This is a genomic window from Actinomadura luzonensis, from assembly GCF_022664455.2.
Lineage (GTDB): Bacteria > Actinomycetota > Actinomycetes > Streptosporangiales > Streptosporangiaceae > Nonomuraea > Nonomuraea luzonensis.
On sequence record NZ_JAKRKC020000002.1, the window covers coordinates 1,155,270 to 1,172,539 of the forward strand.

Annotated in this window: 18 protein-coding genes; 11 read left to right on the top strand and 7 right to left on the bottom strand. The window is 76.8% G+C overall.

Translation table 11 applies throughout. The features are described 5' to 3' along the window. Positions 1-17: 17 nt before the first annotated feature. Positions 18-764, bottom strand: coding sequence for a hypothetical protein (locus tag MF672_RS35560; RefSeq protein WP_247815582.1), 747 nt, complete (start codon positions 762-764; stop codon positions 18-20). Between the two features lie 507 nt (positions 765-1,271). Here MF672_RS35560 and MF672_RS35565 point away from each other — a divergent pair. The 4 genes from MF672_RS35565 (at position 1,272) to MF672_RS35580 (ending at position 5,059) form a co-directional block, all read left to right on the top strand. Beyond that, on the top strand, positions 1,272-2,186 hold the full coding sequence (locus tag MF672_RS35565) for an ABC transporter ATP-binding protein (protein ID WP_242384111.1): 915 nt from the start codon (positions 1,272-1,274) through the stop codon (positions 2,184-2,186). 20 nt (positions 2,187-2,206) lie between these two features. After that, positions 2,207-3,076, top strand: coding sequence for an ABC transporter permease (locus tag MF672_RS35570; protein WP_247815583.1), 870 nt, complete (start codon positions 2,207-2,209; stop codon positions 3,074-3,076). Between the two features lie 76 nt (positions 3,077-3,152). Beyond that, positions 3,153-4,424, top strand: coding sequence for a sensor histidine kinase (locus MF672_RS35575; protein ID WP_247815584.1), 1,272 nt, complete (start codon positions 3,153-3,155; stop codon positions 4,422-4,424). Next, complete coding sequence (locus MF672_RS35580) at positions 4,415-5,059, top strand: response regulator (RefSeq protein ID WP_242383895.1); 645 nt, start codon at positions 4,415-4,417, stop codon at positions 5,057-5,059. Before MF672_RS35575 ends, MF672_RS35580 begins: the two co-directional genes overlap by 10 nt. Here MF672_RS35580 and MF672_RS35585 read toward each other — a convergent pair. Further along, the gene (locus MF672_RS35585; RefSeq protein ID WP_242383896.1) at positions 5,044-5,772 is read right to left on the bottom strand and encodes a sulfotransferase family protein; all 729 of its coding nucleotides are present in this window, start codon (positions 5,770-5,772) and stop codon (positions 5,044-5,046) included. The two genes, MF672_RS35580 and MF672_RS35585, sit on opposite strands and share 16 nt — an antisense overlap. 91 nt (positions 5,773-5,863) lie before the next feature. Next, positions 5,864-6,628 (bottom strand): maleylpyruvate isomerase family mycothiol-dependent enzyme, encoded by a 765-nt coding sequence (locus MF672_RS35590; RefSeq protein WP_242383897.1) that lies wholly within the window; start codon positions 6,626-6,628, stop codon positions 5,864-5,866. Positions 6,629-6,696: 68 nt separating this feature from the next. Here MF672_RS35590 and MF672_RS35595 point away from each other — a divergent pair, with 68 nt between their 5' ends. Then, the gene (locus MF672_RS35595) at positions 6,697-7,620 is read left to right on the top strand and encodes a MerR family transcriptional regulator (protein WP_242383898.1); all 924 of its coding nucleotides are present in this window, start codon (positions 6,697-6,699) and stop codon (positions 7,618-7,620) included. Between the two features lie 88 nt (positions 7,621-7,708). Further along, positions 7,709-8,524, top strand: a complete 816-nt coding sequence (locus tag MF672_RS35600; RefSeq protein WP_247815585.1) for a transglutaminase family protein — start codon at positions 7,709-7,711, stop codon at positions 8,522-8,524. Here the strand turns inward: MF672_RS35600 and MF672_RS35605 are convergent. Continuing rightward, positions 8,502-9,404 carry a LysR family transcriptional regulator gene (locus MF672_RS35605; protein ID WP_247815586.1) on the bottom strand — a complete coding sequence of 301 codons (903 nt, stop codon included), beginning with the start codon at positions 9,402-9,404 and terminating at the stop codon, positions 8,502-8,504. The genes MF672_RS35600 and MF672_RS35605 overlap by 23 nt on opposite strands. A 96-nt stretch (positions 9,405-9,500) precedes the next feature. Between MF672_RS35605 and MF672_RS35610 the strand changes: the two genes are divergently transcribed. Next, positions 9,501-9,863 carry a YybH family protein gene (locus tag MF672_RS35610; protein WP_242376284.1) on the top strand — a complete coding sequence of 121 codons (363 nt, stop codon included), beginning with the start codon at positions 9,501-9,503 and terminating at the stop codon, positions 9,861-9,863. A 161-nt stretch (positions 9,864-10,024) separates the two neighbouring features. After that, positions 10,025-10,456, top strand: a complete 432-nt coding sequence (locus MF672_RS35615) for a hypothetical protein (RefSeq protein WP_247815587.1) — start codon at positions 10,025-10,027, stop codon at positions 10,454-10,456. On the opposite strand, the gene MF672_RS35620 is transcribed toward MF672_RS35615, so the two are convergent. Next, positions 10,410-11,792, bottom strand: a complete 1,383-nt coding sequence (locus MF672_RS35620) for an MFS transporter (RefSeq protein ID WP_242376286.1) — start codon at positions 11,790-11,792, stop codon at positions 10,410-10,412. The genes MF672_RS35615 and MF672_RS35620 overlap by 47 nt on opposite strands. Before the next feature lie 63 nt (positions 11,793-11,855). On the opposite strand from MF672_RS35620, the gene MF672_RS35625 reads away from it, so the two are divergent. From MF672_RS35625 to MF672_RS35635, 3 genes are all read left to right on the top strand, one after another. After that, a complete protein-coding gene (locus MF672_RS35625; RefSeq protein ID WP_242376287.1) occupies positions 11,856-12,842 on the top strand; it encodes a LysR family transcriptional regulator in 987 nt (328 codons plus the stop codon). After that, on the top strand, positions 12,839-13,174 hold the full coding sequence (locus MF672_RS35630; RefSeq protein ID WP_242376288.1) for a hypothetical protein: 336 nt from the start codon (positions 12,839-12,841) through the stop codon (positions 13,172-13,174). Before MF672_RS35625 ends, MF672_RS35630 begins: the two co-directional genes overlap by 4 nt. A 184-nt stretch (positions 13,175-13,358) precedes the next feature. After that, positions 13,359-14,918 carry a benzoate-CoA ligase family protein gene (locus tag MF672_RS35635; protein ID WP_242376289.1) on the top strand — a complete coding sequence of 520 codons (1,560 nt, stop codon included), beginning with the start codon at positions 13,359-13,361 and terminating at the stop codon, positions 14,916-14,918. Positions 14,919-14,973: 55 nt separating this feature from the next. Here MF672_RS35635 and MF672_RS35640 read toward each other — a convergent pair whose 3' ends face one another. Both MF672_RS35640 and MF672_RS35645 read right to left on the bottom strand, forming a co-directional pair. Further along, positions 14,974-15,618, bottom strand: a complete 645-nt coding sequence (locus MF672_RS35640) for a class I SAM-dependent methyltransferase (protein ID WP_242376290.1) — start codon at positions 15,616-15,618, stop codon at positions 14,974-14,976. 123 nt (positions 15,619-15,741) lie between these two features. Further along, positions 15,742-17,259 carry an acyl-CoA synthetase gene (locus MF672_RS35645; protein ID WP_242376291.1) on the bottom strand — a complete coding sequence of 506 codons (1,518 nt, stop codon included), beginning with the start codon at positions 17,257-17,259 and terminating at the stop codon, positions 15,742-15,744. Positions 17,260-17,270: the final 11 nt, after the last annotated feature.

Here is a 17,270-nt window from a genome sequence, read left to right on the forward strand (position 1 = left end):
AGGGCGTCTCGGCGGGGTCAGTCGCACCCCGAGCAGCAGTCGCAGCAGTTGCCGCAATTGCAGCAGTTACCGCACTCGCAGCAGCTCCCGTCGCCGAAGTAGCAGCGGTCCTCGCACGGCCGGCCGGCCCTCCTGCTCCACCGCGGCCGCCACAGCCCGCAGGTGAGGAAGGTGCCGATCCCGGCGGCCGACTTCCTGACCCAGCCCGGCCGCTCGTAGGAGGCCGTCTCGGCGGCGGCGAAGGCGCGGCCGATCGCGCGCCGCACCTCGGCGCCGAGCAGCACGTCCACCAGGTGCCGGTCCGCGAGGTCGGCCTCGCGCAGCGCCAGGTCGAGGCCGTGGGCCGCGTCCTCGCACAGCCGCCGGGCCTCCTCGCGCGAGGTGCCGGTCGCGGCCAGCGGGTTGAACGCGCCGCGCGCCGCGTCGCCGTCGCCGTCCTCGACCGCGTCCAGCAGGTGCGCGAGCCGGCCGAAGAAGCGGCCCGCCTCGGCCAGCGGGGCGGCGTTGCCCGGCCGCCCGGCCAGCGTCGCGGTGTGCGCGAACGCCGCCGCCACCGCCTCCTCCGTGGGCGCCGTCAGCGCCAGCAGGCCGGTGCCGGGCCCGGCGGACCGTTCCACGTCGAGCTGGCGCTCCACCGTCTCGGCGGTCAGCGCGGCGGCGTCGAAGCCCACCCCCGCCGCCAGCCGGGCGCCGCCCTCCTGCCAGCGGGCGGCCAGCGCGCGCCGCGCCGTGACCGTGCCGAACGCGGCCTCGCCGTCGGCCACGTGGTCGCAGCTTCCCGGCCGCCAGCACCAGCGACACCGCCGCCGCCAGCCGCGCCCCGGCCGCCCGCGCGTCCACGACCTCGGCGGGACGGAACCCGCGCAGCGCGCACGGCCCGGCCGTCCTGCGCGGCCCGCCCTGCGGGAGCTGCGCCTCGGTGAGGACGGACACCACCAGCGTGTCGTAGTTGGTGGCCAGCCGGGCGGCCTGCCCCTGCCCGTCGCGCAACGTCAGGCACAGCCCGCACAGGTGCGCCCGCCAGGCCCGCATCAGCGACGGGCAGCCGTGGGCGGCGCACGGGCGGAGGATTCCGAACACGAGGACCTCACTCGGGGGGTGAACACAAGGGCTGGCGCGCATCGTAGGACCTGCCGCCGCGCGGGCGCACGCCGCCCCCCGCTCTGGCCGTCCCCGTTCGCTCCCGGCCCCGCCATGGGGGTTTTCCGCCATCGAGGTCGGCGGTCCGCCCCCATGGCCGCCGGGCGCCCGCCCGCCTAGCGTGGTGCGGCGTGATCAGCTTGACGGGTTTGAGCAAACGGTACGGCGACCGCCTCGCCCTCGACGACGTGACCCTCGACGTGCGGCCCGGCGCCGTGACCGGCTTCCTCGGGCCGAACGGCGCGGGCAAGTCGACGACGATGCGCCTGATCCTGGGCCTCGACCGGCCCACGGCGGGGACGGCCCTGATCGGCGGCGTCCCGTACCACCGGCTGCGCGACCCCCTGCGCTCGGTGGGCGCGCTGCTGGACGCGCGGGCGCTGCACCCGGGCCGCACCGGCGAGGCCCACCTGATCGCGCTGGCCCGCAGCAACGGCATCCCGCGCCGGCGGGTGGCCGAGGTACTGGAGACCGTCGGCCTCGCGGGCGCGGCGCGCAGGCGGGCCGGGACGTTGTCGCTCGGCATGGCCCAGCGGCTCGGCATCGCGGCGGCGCTGCTCGGCGACCCCGGGGTGCTGCTGTTCGACGAGCCGGTCAACGGGCTCGACCCGGACGGGGTGCGGTGGGTGCGGGGGCTGATGCGGTCGCTGGCCGCCGAGGGCCGGACGGTGTTCGTCTCCAGCCACCTCATGAGCGAGATGCAGCTCACCGCCGACCACCTGGTGGTGATCGGGCAGGGCCGGCTCATCGCGGACGCGCCGCTGGCCGAGGTCATCGCGGGCAGCTCGCTGACGGCCGTGGTCGTCCGCACCCCGCACGCCCGCGAGCTGGCCGCCCGGCTGCGCGCCGCCGGGGTCGAGGTGACCCGGTCCGGCGAGAACGAGCTGGTCGCGACGGGCGCGCCCATCGAGCGGGTGGGCGACCTGGCGCACGAGGCGGGCGTCAGGCTGCACGGGCTGCGGACCCGGGAGGCGTCCCTGGAGCAGGCCTATCACGAGCTGACCGAGCAGAGCGTCGAGTACGGCGCGGGGAGGGCGAAGGGATGAGCGCGGGGATGAACGCGGGGATGAGCGCGGACAGGGGAACGGACAGGGGCGCGGGCATGGGCGCGGGCGCCGGGTGGGGGCCGGTGCGGAGCCTGTGGCAGGCGGCGGTGGCCGAGTGGGGGAAGCTGTGGTCGGTGCGTTCCACCTGGTGGTGCCTGGCGGGCGCGGCCGCGCTCATGGTGCTCGCCGCCGTGACCCTCGGCGGCGCGTCGGCCACGGACGCCCTGCGCGCGGCCCGCGAGCCGGGCGCGCCGCCCGCGGCACCGGTCGTGGCCGGCGAGCCGGTGGTCTCGGCGACCATCTTCGCCCAGTTCGCCCTGGTGGCGCTGGCCATGCTGACGGTCACCGCCGAGTACGCCACCGGCTCCGTCCGCGTCACCCTCCAGGCCGTCCCGGTGCGCGGCGTGATGCTGGCGGCCAAGGCGCTCGTGCTGGCGCCGGTGATGTTCGCGGCGGGCGTGCTGTCGGGCGCGGTGGCGGTGGCGGCCGTCTACGCGCTGCTGTCGGCGGACGTGTTCGGCGGCCTGGTGGTCGCGCCGCCCGGCGAGGTCGCGCGCGACCTGCTCGGCGTCGGCGTGTTCTTCGCGCTGGTGGCGGTGCTGACGCTGGGCGCCGGGGCGGCGCTGCGCAGCGCGGCCGGGACGCTGACCGTCGTGTTCCTGCTGCTCATGGGCCTGCCGCTGATGCTGCTGATGACCGGCAGCCAGGTGGCGGTGGAGCTGTCGCTGCGGATGCCGATGTTCGCCGGGCTGGCGTTCATGGGCAGCGCGGACAACCTGACCGGCGGGCCGATCCCGTACCCGGCGGTGGAGGGCCTGGCCTGGCTGGTGGCCTGGACGGCGGCGGCGCTCGCCGCCGGGCACGCGGTCCTGCGCCGCCGGGACGCCTAGACTGCGCCCGCGGCGGCCGTACCGCGGGGAGCGCGGGGAGCGCGGCGCGAGCCGCGCGGAGCGTGAGGAGAGCGACATGAGCACCGCCGGCCGGGCACAGTCGGGCCGGGCACAGTCGGGCCGGGCACAGTCGGAACGGGCACAGTCGGGCCGGGTCTTGGCGGCGCGGGCGCCGGCCGGGCGGGCATCGGCGGGCGTGCTGCTCGGGGCCGCGCTCGGCGTGGCCGAGCTGGCGGCCGTCTGCCTGGCCGGGCCCGCGCTGCTCGTCCCCGCCGCGAGGCCCGCCGCGGCGCGGCTCGTCGCCCGGCTGGTCGCGCTGGACCGCGCCCGCCTCGCCCGCTTCCACGGCCACGACGGCGCGGGCGAGGGCGGGCTCGGCTTCCTCGCCGCGCGGGGCGCGCTCGGCGTGGCCGCCGGGTACGCCTGCGCCTCAGCCCTGTTCCTCACGGCGCTGCTGATGGGCGGCGGGCTGTGGGACCTGGCGCGCGGCGGCTCGGAGCCGGTGCCGGTCACCCTGCCCGGGGTGCGGATCGTCACCAGCAGCGGCGCGCTCGGCCTGGCCGGCGGCCTCACCATGGCGGGGCTGACCGCCCTGCTGATCCTGGCCGCCGCCGCGCTCGAACGGCTGCTCGCCGCCCGTCTCCTCGGCCCCGACCGGCAGGAGCGCATGCGCCGCCGCATCGCCGAGCTGACCGCGACCCGGTCCGGCATCGTCCGGGCCGTGGACGACGAGCGCCGCCGCATCGAGCGCGACCTGCACGACGGCGTCCAGCAGCGCGGCGTCGCCCTGGCCATGCTGCTCGGCCGCGCCCGGCACCAGGCGGCCACAGCCGCCACAGCCGCCCGCGGGGACGAGAGCGCGGCGGCGCAGGCCCGCGTCGCCGACCTGGTCGCGCAGGCCTACGCCGAGTCGCGCCGGCTGCTCGACGAGCTGCGCAGCGTCGCCTGGCGCGTCTACCCGACCGCGCTGGACGAGCTGGGCCTGCACGCCGCCCTCGACGGCGCCGCCGAGCGGGCCGGCGTGCCCGTCACCGTCCACTACGGCCTGACCGCCCGCCCCGCCTCGGAGATCGAGACCGCCCTGTACTTCGTGGCCCGCGAGGCGATCACCAACGCGGTCAAGCACGCCGGCGCCCATGACATTCTGGTCGTGCTGAGCGAGGACGAGCGGACGGTGAGCGTGGTCATCTCGGACGACGGCAGGGGCGGCGCCGACCCGGCGGGCGGCGGCCTGGCCGGCCTGGCCAGGCGGGTGCTGGCCCTGGACGGCGACTTCCGCGTCGACAGCCCGCCCGGCGGCCCCACCAGGGTCGCCGCCCGGCTGCCGAAGGAGCCGCCGTGCGGGTGATCCTGGCCGACGACTCCGTGCTGCTGCGCGAGGGGCTGACGCGGCTGCTCGACGAGGCGGGCCACGAGGTGGTGGCCGCCGTCGCCGACGCGCCCGCGCTGCTCGACGCCGTCGCCCGGCACCGTCCCGACGTGGCCGTGGTCGACGTGCGCATGCCGCCCACCCACCGCGACGAGGGGCTGCGGGCGGCGCTGGAGATCCGTGAGCGCCACCCGGGCGTCGGCGTGCTGGTCCTGTCGCAGTACGTCGAGCAGCACTACGCCGCCCGGCTGCTGGCCGGCGCCGCCGAAGGGCTCGGCTACCTGCTGAAGGACCGGGTGTCGGAGGTCGCCGAGTTCCTCGGCTCGCTGGAGCGGGTGCACGCGGGCGGCACCGCCCTGGACCCGGAGGTCGTCCGCAGCCTCATGGCGCGCGCCGCCCACGCCGACCCGCTGTCGCGGCTCAGCCCGCGCGAGAGCGAGGTGCTGCGCCACCTCGCTCAGGGCCTGACCAACGCCGCCGTGGCCGAGCGCCTGCACGTCTCGCTCAGCACCGTCGAGAAGCACGTCAACGCCGTCATGGACAAGCTCGACCTGCCCCGCGACCCCGGCTACAGCCGCCGCGTGCTGGCCGTCCTGCGCTACCTCGGCGGCTGAGCGCCGCTCCCCGGCGGCAGGAACGACGGGGAGTCGAACGAGCCGAGGCGCCACAGCCGGTCCAGCGTGGCCCGCAGCGAGGCCGCGTCGTTGAGGTGCGGGAACGGCTCGTCCGGCACGTCCGCCTCCAGGAACCGGCACAGCGGCTCCCACCCCTCCCGCACGTCGAACACCAGCAGCCGGTCCGGCGGCAGGCTCTCGCGCACCTCCGCCACGTGCCGCTCGAACACCGCGACCGACTCCGCCACGTCCGGCATGCCCTCGCGGAAGATCTGCTCGCCGCCGAACACGGACGCGCTGATCCGGCCCAGCACCGGCCGCAGGCGCAGCATGCCGTGCAGGAGCGTGGCGCCGTCCTCGGGCGCGTCCTCCGGCAGGAACCGGGCCGGGCCGCTGGTGATGAGCGTCTGCATGCTGGCGTGCCAGTCGCCCGGGTCGCGCACGGTGAGGACGACCTTCGCCTCCGGGTACGCCTCCGCCTGCTCCCGCCACCAGTGCGAGGCGGGCCAGTCCTGCGTGGAGCGGAAGCCGGCCAGGACGTGGTCCCAGTCCACGTCCTCGCCGTCGGCGAGCGGGAGCCACCGGTCCACGCGGGCCGGGTCGGTCATGATGTCGAACATGTGATGGCACGGCCCGAACCCGAGCCGCTCCAGCGCCGCCTTCATCGAGCTGGTGCCGGTGCGCGGGAAACCCGCGCCTATCACCGTCAGCACGTCATGCCTCCAGGGGATCGGGGTGCCGATTCCGGCCGGTTCGCTCCGATGGTCGCCGAGACCGGCCGGTTCGCCAAGCGCCCGGCGGGTCTCACAACGCCAGACGGCCCACCCAGTGCTCGATCAGCGGCCGGTCGCCGGAGACCCGTACCCGGCCCTCGTCCAGGGGCAGCCGGCGGGCGCACACCAGCATGAGGTCCGCCGCCGTCCCCGCCAGGACCGCGTCGGCCTCGCCCGCCCCGCGCCGGAACCGCATCCCGTCCGGCGTCCTGGTGACGAGCCAGCCGTCCAGGCCGTCGGGCCGGACGGCGATCCGCTCGCCCCGGCCGCGCAGCTCGGCCAGGTCCGGCTTGAACGCCGCCATGCCGGGGTCGGTCAGCGCCTCCAGGAGCTCGTCGATCACGTCCGCCGCGCGGTCATCGGGGATCGCGAACGCCGCCCCCGTGGTGGCGGCCGCGTCGTAGTGGTGCACGCACGTCTCGTTGAGCATCCGCCGCAGCAGGGCGACGGTCGGCCGCGGCCCGAAGAACGTGCGCATCTCGGTGTCCGGCCCGGCCTCGGCCACCTCGGCGACCAGCTCCTCGGCCCCCGCCCGCAGCCACGCGGCCCAGCCCCGCGGCGGGCCGGGCTCGGCCTGCCAGGGGTCGGGCGGCGGCATGACGTCCCGCTTGCGCACCAGCTCGGCCGCCCACCGCACGGACTGCCCCATGTGGCCCACCAGCACGCGCAGCGGCCAGTCCGGGCAGGTCGGCACCCGCGCCTCCGGGTCGCCGCCCGCCGCCGCGCGGCCGAGCGCGTCCGTGCGCTCCCGCAGCGCCGCGGCGAGCGAGGCGAAGCCCAGCGTCGTCTCCGTCATGATCGTCCCTCCGGGTCGTCGTCCGGCATCGCCGCTACCGTAGGAACTCCAGTCAGGTGGAGGTTCAAGTGCCTTTGCGCGACGAGACGCTCGGCATCGGCGAGCTGGCCCGGCTCACCGGCGTGCCCGTGCGCACCATCCGCTTCTACTGCGACGAAGGGCTCATCGAGTCCGTGCGCAGCGTGGGCGGCCACCGCAGGTTCGCCCCGGCCGCCGCCGACCGGCTCGCCCTGGTCAGGCGGCTGCGCGGGCTCGGGCTCGGGCTGGTGTCCGTGCGGCACGTCCTCGACGGCGAACGGTCGGTGGGCGAGGTCGTCGCGGCCGAGCGGGCCGCGCTCGACGTGCGGCTGGCCGGCCTGGCCTGGCGGCGGGCCGCGCTGCGGGCCGTCGAGGAGGCCGCGCCCGCCGACCGGGCCGCCCGGCTGGAGCTGCTGGCCGCCGCCGAGAACGGCCCGGCCGCGCGCGACGCGCTGATCGGGTTCTGGCGGCGCTCGATGGTGGTGCCCGTCTCCGACGAGCTGTTCACCGGGTTCGTCACGATGGCCGTGCCGCAGCCGCCGTTCGAGCCGACGCCGCTCCAGGTCGTCGCCTACGCCGAGCTGGTCGCCCTGGTCGGCGACCTGACGCTGCCGCACGCCCTGGAGGCGCGGGCCCGCCGCGAGGCCGGGAGCATCCTCGACGAGGACGCGCTGCTGACCGGCGTCGGCGAGGCGTGCTCGCTGGCCGAGCCCCTCGTCCTGGCGGGGGAGCCGCCCCGCGGGGGGCTCGCGCTCGACCGGTACGTGGCCGCGCACGCCGAGGTCCGCCGGGCCGGCGACACCCCGGCCTTCCGGCGGCGGCTGCTGGCCAGTGTGGCTCCCGACCGCGACGCCCGGATGCGCCGCTACTGGCGGCTGGTGGGCGAGGTCAGCGGCGAGGCCGTCACGATCGGCTCGGCGCACCTGTGGCTGACCGACGCCCTGGAACGCTCGCTCACCCCGCCCCACGCGTGACGCGGCGGTTGTAACACGCGGCGCGTCCCGCCGAAACATGCCTCTCCTACATTCCGGCCAGGCGCACTTCGCACAGAGAGGCGATGGCATGGGCTGGCGATTACAGGTCTCCCACGTGACCCGCGTGGAGTACGACGGCGAAGCCCGCTCCTCCTACAACGAGGTCAGGATGACGCCGGCGCACAACGTGCTCTCCAGCAGGGTCACTGTGACCCCGTCCGTCCCGGTCTTCACCTACCCGGACTACTGGGGGACGACGGTGACCTCGTTCGACGTGATGGAGCCGCACTCCTCGCTGACGGTCGAGGCCGTCAGCCGGGTCGAGACGAGCGCGCCGCGCCGCCCCCGGCGGGCCGCGGCCGAGCCGGACCCATCGCTGGAGGAGCTGCGCCGCCGCACCCCGTTGACGGCCGTCGGCCCCGAGCTGGAGGAGCTGGCCAGGGCCCAGGCGCGCGGCCGCGACCCGCACGAGACGGCCGGGGCGATCTGCGAGCTGGTGGCGGCGCGGGTGGCGTACCTGCCGGGCCGGGCCGGCGTGCGCGCCTCCGCGCAGGAGGCGTGGGACCTGGGCGAGGGCGCCTGCCAGGACCTGGCGCACCTGACGGCGGGCCTGCTGCGGGCCGCCGGGCTGCCCGCCCGCTACGTCTCCGGCTACCTGCACCCGCGGCCCGGCGCCGAGGTCGGCGAGCCGGTGGACGGGCAGAGCCACGCCTGGGTGGAGTACTGGGCGGGGGAGTGGCTGCCGCTCGACCCCACCGACCGCACCTACGTCCCGGAGGCGCACGTCGTGGTGGCGCGCGGCCGGGACCACTCCGACGTGCCCCCGCTCAAGGGCGTCCACCAGGGCCCGGCCGGCAGCCGCCAGGAGATCACGGTCACCGTCACCCGGCTGGCGCCGGCCTAGGCTCCACGGCGAAGGCGCGGCGGCAGCACCGCAGCGCCTCGCGCACCGCGGGGCTCGCCGGGCTCCGCCAGACCAGCGCGAGCAGCGCCGGGGCGGTGGCGTCGGCGATGGGCAGGGCGGTCAGCCGGTCGCGGTGGCGCTCGGCCATCGACGCGGTGAGCACCGCCACCCCGAGCCCCCGCGCGGCGAGGTCGGCGAGCGCGTCGGCGGCGCCGGCCTGCACCACGACCGCCGGGCGGGCGCCGCGCGCCGCGCACGCCTCGTCGAACACCGCGCGCAGCCCGGTGCCGGCGGGCATGCACGCGACCGGGAGGCCGTCCAGGTCGCGCAGCCGGATCCGGCCGCGCGCCGCGAGCGGGTGACCGGGCGGGACCGCCGCCACGATCGGCTCGCTGACGACCGTCATCGCCTCCAGCCCCTCGGGCGCGGCGGTCGCGGTGCCGGCGAGCGCCAGGTCGAGCGAGCCGTCGCGGACGCGGTCCAGCAGCCGGTCGGAGCCGTCCTCCAGCAGTTCGACCGCCACGCCGGGGTGCGCCGCGTGGAAGGCGGCCAGCGCCTCGAACAGCGGCGTGAGCGTGCAGCCGGCCACCATGCCGACCGTCAGCCGGCCGCGGACGAGCCCGGTCACCTCCTCCACCGCCCGCCCCACCGCGCCGGCGGCGGCGAGCGCGGCCCTGGCGGGCCCGAGCGCCGCCCGGCCCGCGGCGGTGAGCCGGGCGGCGCGGGCCGACCGGTCGAACAGCTCGGCGCCGAGCTCGCGTTCGAGCTGCCGGATCTGCGCGCTGACGCCGGACTGGCTGATGTGCACGCGCTCGGCCGCGCGGGTGAAGCTCCGCGTCTCGGCGACCGCGACGAAGTACTCGAGCTGCCGCAGTTCCATAACCGCAGATTCTAGTTCGCAGAAAAACCATCTGTTGGACTTCTGGAAGCTGGCCCGGCAGGCTGGAGGACGAGCACCACAAGGGGAGGAAGGACCATGACCGGCCACGAGAAGGCCATGCGGCCCGAGGACATCACCCGCCTGTTCGTCGAGCGGTCCAACGCCGGCGACGCCGCCGGGGTCGCGGCCCTGTACGAGGAGGACGCGGTGCTGGCGTACCCGCCGGGCAGCCGGACCGTGGGGCGCGCCGCCATCCAGGCGCTGTGGGAGAAGGTGCTGGCCGGGCGGCCGCACTTCGAGCCCGAGACGCCGCTGCCCACGCTGATCAGCGGCGACCTCGCGCTCACCTCGACCCCGCCCAGGGACGGCGCGGGGGCGCGGGCGCAGGTCGTGCGCCGCCAGCCCGACGGGAGCTGGCTGCGCGTGCTGGACCAGCCCGAGTTCGTCACCCCGGCCTGACCGGCCCCGCCCGCGACCTCGGCCCCGCCCGCGACCTCGGCCCCGCCCGCGACCCCGGCCCGGCTCCTGGCTGCACGGCGGCTCAACGCATCCTCAACACGCCCCTCCGCACACTGGTCCCAGTCCCGCCGGGGAGCGGGGGAGGCGTCGAGGGGGTCACGATGACCGGCACCACCAGGATCGAGACGGCGGCCCGCGGCGGCGGGCTCGCGGAGAAGCTGCGGGCCTGCCTGGAGGGGTGGTCGCGGCGCACCGGCATCACGGTCGAGACGTGGGCGCTGCCGCCCGGCGACGTGCCGCCGGCGGCCCGCGCCGTGCTGGCCGGGCTGCGGGAGTCGCTGGCGATGGCCGAGCGGCGCGGGGGCGTCGCCGTCGTGGCCGTCGCCGTGACGGCCGGCGCCGGCGGGCTGCGGATGACCGTCAGCGACGACGGCCCCGGCCTGCCGGAGGAGGCCGCGGGGACGGGCGGCCGCGCCATGCGGGCGGCGTTCGCCGCGGCGGGCGGCACGGTCGCGGTGCACGGCGTGCCGGGCGAGGGCACGACCGTCACCGGCGTGGTCCGCTGGAGCGGGCGGCCAGGACCAGGACGGTGAGGGCGGCCACCAGCAGCCAGGCCGTGGTCAGCGCGATCAGCCACGGCCAGCCGGCCCGGCCGTACACCACGCTGCCCGCCGTGCCGCCCGCCCCGCTGCCCAGGTAGTAGCAGAGCGTGTAGAGGCCCGCCGCCCGGCCACGGGAGCGGGGGGACGCCTGCGCGGTCACCCAGGCGTTGGCGACGGCGTGCGCCGCGAAGAACCCGGCCGTCAGCACGGCGAACCCCGCCGCGATCACCGGCAGCGCGTGATGCAGGGTCAGCGCGGACCCGGCCACGGTGACGAGCAGCGCGCCCACCACGGTCGCCGTCCGCCCGAACCGGCCCGCGAGCCGCCCGGCCGCCGCCGAGGAGGCCGTGCCCATGGCGTAGGACAGGAACACGAGGGACGCGGCGGCCGGCGCCAGGGACAGCGGCGGGGCCGCCAGCCGGAACCCGGCCGCGTTGTAGAGCGCCACGAACGCCCCCATGGCCAGCGCCCCCACCGCACACGGCACCCACACCCCCGCCCCGAACCACCCCGTCCCGCCCCCGCCCCTTTCCGGCCGTCTCCCGGACGCCCCGCCTCTCTCCGCCCGCCTCCCGGCCGCCGGGCCTCCCTCCGGCCCCCGCTCGGACGCCGCGTGCTCCTGCGGCTGCTTGCCGGACGCCGGGCCCGCTTCGGGCTTCGCGGTGGCGCGGCCGGCCGCGACCGTACCGGCCCCGCCCCTGGGCAGGGTCAGGGCCGCGAACAGGCCGCACGCCAGCGAGACGGCCGCCACCACGGCCAGGGCCCCGTGCCAGCCGAGCGGCCCGGCGGCGAATCCGGTGCCGAGCCGGCCGAGCATGCCGCCCACCGAGTTCCCGGCGATCATCGCGCCCACCGCCGCCGCGAGCCGCCTCGTCCCCAACTCGTCGGCCAGGTACGCCGCCGCCACCCCCGCGAACCCGGCGATCGCCACCCCCTGCGCCCCCCGCATCACGAGCAGCGCCGGGAAGCTCGGCGCGAGCGGCAGCAGCAGCCCCAGCACCGCCGACACGAGCACCGACCACACGATCACCCGCCGCCGCCCGACCCGCTCGGCCAGCGCCGCCACCGGCAGCACCGCCACGGCCAGCGCCCCGGTGGCGACGCCGATGGCGAGCGACGCGCTGCCCGGGTCCAGCCGGAAGGCGTCGGCGAGCTGCGGCAGCACGGGCTGGGGCGCGTACAGCAGCGCGAACGACGACAGCCCGCCCGCCGCGACGGCCACGCTCACCCGCCCCGTGCCACCGCCGCCCGCCGTGCCCGCCGTGCCTGTCGTGCCTGTCGTGCCGGACTCGACCCTGCCAGGAGCCTGCTGACCTTGAAAGACCACCCCATCAACGCTAAGCAAAGCTAATAAATGCGTCCAATACCGCTATCAGCGATAATTCATACCGTGACGCATGAATCCCCGGAAGCGGCCGACGACCGGCTGGCCGCCCGCCTCGCGCCCGCCCTCGCCCTGCTGGCCGCCGTCGGCGAGACCGGCCACGTGACCCGCGCCGCCGAGCTGCTCGGCATCCCGCAGCCCACGGCCAGCCGCCGCCTCGCCGCCCTGTCCGAGCTGGTCGGCACGCCGCTGGCGCTGCCGTCCGGGCGCGGCATCCGGCTCACCCGGGCGGGCCGCACGCTGGCCGCCGCCTCCGGGCGCGCGCTCGGGGCCGTCGCCGTGGCCGCCCGCGAGGTGCGCGAGGAGATCGACCCGGCCAGCGGCCGCGTCGTGCTGGGCTTCCTGCACCTGCTCGGCCGTACGCTCGTGCCGTCGCTCATCCGCCTGTTCCGCGAGCGCAACCCCGGCGTGCGCTTCAGCCTGGCGCAGGGCTCGCGCCAGGACATGCTGCGCGCCCTGCGGGAGGGCGACATCGACCTGGTGTTCGTCGCCCCCATGCCGCTCGGCGACCCCGACCTCGACAGCCGGCCCATCGCCGAGCAGGAGCTGGTGCTGTCCGTGCCGCCCGGGCACCGCCTCGCCGGACGCGCCCGGGTGCGGGCGGCGGAGCTGGAGGGGGAGGAGCTGGTGACCCTGGAGCACGGGTACGGGCTGCGGCAGATCACCGACGACCTGTGTGCGGCGGCGGGGTTCGAGCCGCGGATCGCCTTCGAGGGGCAGGAGTCGGAGACCGTGCGGGGCCTGGTCGCGGCGGGCCTCGGCGTGGCCGTCCTGCCCCGCACCGACCCGGGCCCGGCCGCGCCCGGCTCCGCCGTCGTGGACATCCCGCTGTCGCCGCCCCTGCGCCGGACGATCGGGGTGAGCTGGGTGGCCGGTGAACGGCTGACCCCGGCCGCGCGCGCCTTCCGCGACCACGCGTGCGCGGCCGGGGCCGACTTCGGCCCTGGTTTCCGCCCGCCCGCCCCCGCCCGCACGCCAGACTTGCTCCCATGACGCATGACGGGGACGCCGGGGTGCCGGGCTCGATGGCGGTGGTGCTCGCCGACGTGGCGGCCGAGCGGGCCGCGCAGGACGCGCGGTTCGGCATGCAGGAGCTGCCCGACGGCACGGGCGGCGACGGCGTGGCGGTCCGCCGCGACTCGGCGCGCGACGAGACCGACGCGGCGGCCCGCGAGGGCGGCCTGACCTGGCGGCACATCCTGGCCGAAGAGGTGCTGGAGGCGTTCGCCGAGACTGATCCCGCGCGGCTGCGGGCCGAGCTGGTGCAGGTCGCCGCGGTCGCCGTCAAATGGGCCCAGGCCCTCGACCGCCGCCCCGCGCCCTGACCCGCCGTCCCGCGCCCTCGACCGCCGTCCCGCGCCCTGACCCGCCGTCCCGCGCCCTGACCCGCCGTCCCGCGCCCTGACCCGCCGTCCCGCGCCCTGACCCGCCGTCCCGCGCCCTGACCCGCCGTCCGCCTTCGTGCTCCAGGCGGTTGACGGGGCTCGGCGCCTGTGCGGAGGATGCGCCATGGCGTCCGAGTCGTTCAATGCCGCCGCGCATCTCGTGGACCGTCAGGTGGAGGCCGGGCTCGGCGACCGCGTCGCGCTGACGGGCCCGGCGGGCACGCTCACCTACGCCCGGCTCGCCGCCGAGGTCGCCGCCCTGGCCGGCGGGCTGCGCGAGCTCGGCGTCCGGCCGGAGGAGCGGGTGCTGATCGTGATGTCCGACCGTCCCGAGACGGTGGTCACGATCCTCGCGGTCATGCGCGCGGGCGCGGTCGCCGTGCCGGTCAGCACCATGTACCACGCCGCCGAGCTGGCCGCGTTGTTCCGCGACTCGCGGGGCCGGGTCGTGGCCGCCACGCCCGAGTTCGCGCCCGCCGTCCGCGCGGCCGTGGCCGGCGCCCCCGAGGTCACCACGCTCGTGCTCACCGGCCCGCCCGCCGACGGGGCCGTGGCCTGGGACGACCTGCTCGCGGCCACGCCCGCGCCGCCGTACGACAGCTGGCGCGACTCGCCCGCGCTGTGGCTCTACACCTCCGGCACCACCGGCGCGCCCAAGGCCGCGATGCACCGCCACGGCGCGATCCAGGACGTCCACGAGACCTACGGCCGCCAGGTGCTCGGCGTCCGGCCCGGCGACCGCTGCCTGTCCGTCGCCCGGCTGTTCTTCGCCTACGGCCTCGGCAACTCGATGATCTTCCCGCTGGCCGCCGGCGCGACCGCCGTCCTCGACCCGGCCCCGCCCACCCCCGCCGGGGTGCTCGCCCGGGTGGCCGAGCACCGGCCGACGCTGTTCTTCGCCGGTCCCGCCTTCTACGCGGCGCTGCTGGCCGCCGGCGCCCCGTCCGATGCCCCGTCCGATGCCTTCGCCTCGGTACGCCTCGGCGTCTCGGCCGGGGAGGCGCTGCCCGCCGGCATCCACCGCCGCTTCACCGCCCGCTTCGGCGTGGACGTCCTCGACGGCCTCGGCTCCACCGAGGCCCTGCACATCTTCATCAGCAACCGCCCCGGCCAGGCCCGCCCCGGCACCTCCGGCACGGTCGTCCCCGGGTACGAGGCCCGCCTCCTCGACGAGCAGGGCGCGCCCGCCGCCGACGGCGAGCCCGGCCACCTGTACGTGCGCGGCGAGTCCATCGCCACCGGCTACTGGTGCCGCGCCGCCGCCACCCGCCAGGTCTTCCAGGGCGAGTGGCTGCGCACCGGCGACACCTACGTCCGCGAGCCCGACGGCTTCTACCGCTGCCTCGGCCGCTCCAACGACCTGATCAAGGCGGGCGGCATCTGGGTCTCGCCGATGGAGGTCGAGGCGCGGCTCCTGGAGCATCCGTCGGTCGGCGAGTGCGCGGTCGTCGCCAACCTCGACGCCGACGGCCTCGAACGTCCCGTCGCCTGCGTCGTGCCCGCGCCCGGCCGCGTCGTGGACGCCGCCGAGCTGGTCGCCTTCTGCCGCGACGGCCTGGCCGCCTTCAAGCGCCCCCGCGAGGTGCTGGTCGTGGCGGAGCTGCCGAAGACCGCCACCGGCAAGATCCGGCGCGGGGTGGTCCGCGGGCTCGCCGCCGACCTGCTGGGCAAGCCGGCGCCGTAGACCGCGGCGCCGGGCATGGGGCCGTCAGGCCGGGCCGGCAACGGGCATGGGGCCGTCAGGCCGGGCCGGCGCCGTAGACGGCGACCGCGAACGGCCGCCACGTCGCCGTGTACACCTCCTGGCCGAGCCGCGGCAGCGACGTGTCGAGGTGCCGGTGCAGCCGGGCCGCCTCCGGCCACGGGTGCACCGCCACCAGCACGCCGCCGGGTTCGAGCAGCTCCCGCAGCCGCGCCGAGGCGGCCCGCAGCCGGTCGCCGCGCCCCAGGTAGTACAACGTCTCGGAGCAGAACACCAGGTCGAAGCGCTGCGCGGGGCGGTGCGTGAGCAGGTCGGCCTGGACGAAGCGCACCCGGCCGGCGTCCGGCACCCGCTCGCGCGCCCGCTCCAGCGCCCGCCCGGACACGTCCACCCCGACGATCTCCGCCTCCGGGTAGGCCGCCGCCAGCGTGCTGGTGAACACGCCCTCCGCGCACCCCACCTCGATGATCCGCCGGTACGGCCGCGGCGGCAGGTGCCGCAGCGTGGACAGGTACTTGTGCTGCTCGTAGCCGTCGGTGGCGAGCCGCCAGGGGTCGGGCACCCGGTGCCGCCAGTCGAAGTAGCGGCGCAGGAGCCTGCCCTGCCCTCCCGGCGACAGCAGGGACACCGTACGAAAGAACGCGCGATGCATCATCTCGGGCAGATCCGGCTTCACGGTCATCGGCCTCTCTGGGGGCGGGACGTGAGGGGGGTCCCGTGGCTGGAGGTGCGTCCGTCTGCCGGAGTGCATGCCCGCCCGCGGCCACTGATCAACCAGGGCCGGGCGCCCCGAGGGGCCGGGCGCTCAGAAGGAGTCGCGCAGCTCCCGCTTCAGCACCTTGCCCGAGGCGTTCTTGGGCAGCGCGCTCACGAACGCCACCCGCTTCGGCGTCTTGAACGGCGCCAGCCGCTCCCGCAGGAACGCGATGAGCTGGTCCTCGGTCATCACGGCCCCCTCCCGCAGCACCACGGCGGCCGTCACCGCCTCGATCCACCGCTCGTCCGGCACCCCGAACACGGCCGCCTCCGCCACCGCCGGATGCTGGTAGACGGCCTCCTCCACCTCGCGGCTGGCCACGTTCTCGCCGCCGGTCTTGATCATGTCCTTCTTGCGGTCCACCACCGACAGGTAGCCGTCCTCGTCCATGACGCCGAGGTCGCCGCTGTGGAACCAGCCGCCGCGGAACGCCTCGGCGGTCCGGTCCGGGTCGTTCCAGTAGCCGAGCATGGCGTGCGGGCTGCGGTGCACGATCTCGCCCACCACGCCGGGCGGCACCGGCCGGTCCTCCTCGTCCACGATCCTGGTCTCGACGTTGAGCGCGGGCCGGCCCGCCGAGCCGAGCCGGGTGAGCTGCTCCTCCGGGCCGAGGATCGTGGCGACCGGCGCCATCTCGGTCTGGCCGTAGAAGTTGAACAGCCGCACGCCGGGCAGCCGCGCCGCGATCTCCTTCAGCACCTCCACCGGCATGATCGAGGCGCCGTAGTAGCCCTTGCGCAGCGACGACAGGTCGCGCTGGTCGAAGTCGGGGTGGCGCAGCAGGCCGATCCAGACGGTCGGCGGGCAGAACAGCTTGGTGGCCCGCTCGGCCTCGACGGCGGCCAGGATCGCGCCCGGGTCGGCGCCGGGCAGCACGACGTTCGTCGCGCCCAGGTAGATCCCCGGCGTCAGGAAGCAGTGGAGCTGGGCGCAGTGGTAGAGCGGCAGCGCGTGCACCTCGACGTCGTCGTGCGTCATCTGCCCGTCGATCACGCACGTCACGTACTGGGCGATGAGGCTGCGGCTGGACAACGTGGCGCCCTTGGGCCGCGACTCGGTGCCGCTGGTGTACATGAGCTGGATCGGGTCGTCGTCGGCGATCTCGGCCCGCGGCTCGGCGTCGTCGCCGTGCGTGGCCCACTCCGCGAACGGCTCCCACCCCTCGTACGCGCCGATCACCCCGCGCACCCTGACCCGCTCGCTCGCCGCCGCCGCGGCCACCGGGGCGAGCGCCTCCTCCACGAGCATGCCCGTCGCGCCGGAGTGCTCCAGGATGAAGCCGACCTCGTCGGAGCGCAGCATGAAGTTGATCGGCACCGAGACGGCCCCCAGCCGGGCCAGCGCGAAGAACGCCACCACGAACGCGTCGTTGTTGTGGCTGAGCACGGCGAACCGGTCGCTCTTGCCGACGCCCCGCGCGGCCAGCGCGTTGGCGACCCGGTTCACCGTGCGGTCGAGCTCGGCGTAGCTCTGCCGCACCTCGCCGTGGACGAGGGCGGTCTTGCCGGGGTAGCGGGCGGCCGAGCGCCGCAGCAGGTCACCGATGGCGTGCTGACGAGTGGTCAAGGGGGCACCCC

Bases quoted from the DNA above. Each gene is read 5' to 3' on its own strand.
- MF672_RS35570 (WP_247815583.1), top strand. From the start codon at position 2,207: ATGAGCGCGGACAGGGGAACGGACAGGGGCGCGGGCATGGGCGCGGGC.
- MF672_RS35575 (WP_247815584.1), top strand. From the start codon at position 3,153: ATGAGCACCGCCGGCCGGGCACAGTCGGGCCGGGCACAGTCGGGCCGG.
- MF672_RS35590 (WP_242383897.1), bottom strand. From the start codon at position 6,628: ATGACGGAGACGACGCTGGGCTTCGCCTCGCTCGCCGCGGCGCTGCGG.
- MF672_RS35600 (WP_247815585.1), top strand. From the start codon at position 7,709: ATGGGCTGGCGATTACAGGTCTCCCACGTGACCCGCGTGGAGTACGAC.
- MF672_RS35605 (WP_247815586.1), bottom strand. From the start codon at position 9,404: ATGGAACTGCGGCAGCTCGAGTACTTCGTCGCGGTCGCCGAGACGCGG.
- MF672_RS35610 (WP_242376284.1), top strand. From the start codon at position 9,501: ATGACCGGCCACGAGAAGGCCATGCGGCCCGAGGACATCACCCGCCTG.
- MF672_RS35615 (WP_247815587.1), top strand. From the start codon at position 10,025: ATGACCGGCACCACCAGGATCGAGACGGCGGCCCGCGGCGGCGGGCTC.
- MF672_RS35630 (WP_242376288.1), top strand. From the start codon at position 12,839: ATGACGCATGACGGGGACGCCGGGGTGCCGGGCTCGATGGCGGTGGTG.
- MF672_RS35635 (WP_242376289.1), top strand. From the start codon at position 13,359: ATGGCGTCCGAGTCGTTCAATGCCGCCGCGCATCTCGTGGACCGTCAG.
- MF672_RS35640 (WP_242376290.1), bottom strand. From the start codon at position 15,618: ATGACCGTGAAGCCGGATCTGCCCGAGATGATGCATCGCGCGTTCTTT.